Genomic DNA, 876 nt, shown 5'->3' with positions numbered 1-876 from the left:
GGCGCCGAGCCAGTGCTGCACCAGGAACGTGCCGTGGAAGCCCACGAACAGCGTCCAGAAGGTGATCTTGCCGAGCTTCTCGTCCAGCATCTTGCCCGTGAACTTCGGCCACCAGAAGTGGAAGCCGGAGAACATCGCGAACACCACGGTGCCGAAGATGACGTAGTGGAAGTGCGCGACCACGAAGTACGAGTCGGAGACGTGGAAGTCCATCGGCGGCGAGGCCAGGATGACGCCGGTCAGACCACCGAAGGTGAAGGTGATCAGGAAGCCGACGGCCCAGAGCATCGGGGTCTCGAAGGACAGCGAGCCCTTCCACATGGTGCCGATCCAGTTGAAGAACTTCACACCGGTCGGGACCGCGATCAGGAAGGTCATGAAGGAGAAGAACGGCAGCAGCACACCGCCCGTGACGTACATGTGGTGCGCCCACACCGTCACCGACAGACCCGCGATCGAGATCGTCGCCGCGATCAGACCCCAGTAGCCGAACATCGGCTTGCGGGAGAAGACCGGGATGACCTCGGAGATGATGCCGAAGAACGGCAGCGCGATGATGTACACCTCGGGGTGACCGAAGAACCAGAAGAGGTGCTGCCACAGGAGCGCACCGCCGTTGGCCGCGTCGAAGACATGGGCCCCGAACTTACGGTCCGCCTCCAGGGCGAACAGCGCCGCCGCCAGCACCGGGAAGGCCAGCAGGACCAGCACACCGGTCAGCAGCACGTTCCAGGTGAAGATCGGCATGCGGAACATCGTCATGCCCGGCGCGCGCATGCAGATGATCGTGGTGATGAAGTTGACCGAACCGAGGATCGTGCCGAAGCCCGAGAAGGCCAGACCCATGATCCACATATCGGCGCCCACACCCGGCGA

The 876-nt window shown here is 63.1% G+C and carries 1 protein-coding gene; it reads right to left on the bottom strand.

Going from position 1 to position 876, the window contains the following annotated elements; genetic code table 11:
- Positions 1 to 876: cbb3-type cytochrome c oxidase subunit I (locus V7793_RS37930; RefSeq protein ID WP_336014309.1), on the bottom strand; the 876-nt coding region annotated here is incomplete at both ends.

This window comes from Streptomyces sp. KLMMK, assembly GCF_036961605.1.
In the GTDB taxonomy this organism is placed as follows: Bacteria; Actinomycetota; Actinomycetes; order Streptomycetales; family Streptomycetaceae; genus Streptomyces; species Streptomyces telluris.
The sequence above is the reverse complement of the archived record's forward strand: the minus strand, read 5'-3'. Positions and strand labels throughout refer to the sequence as shown.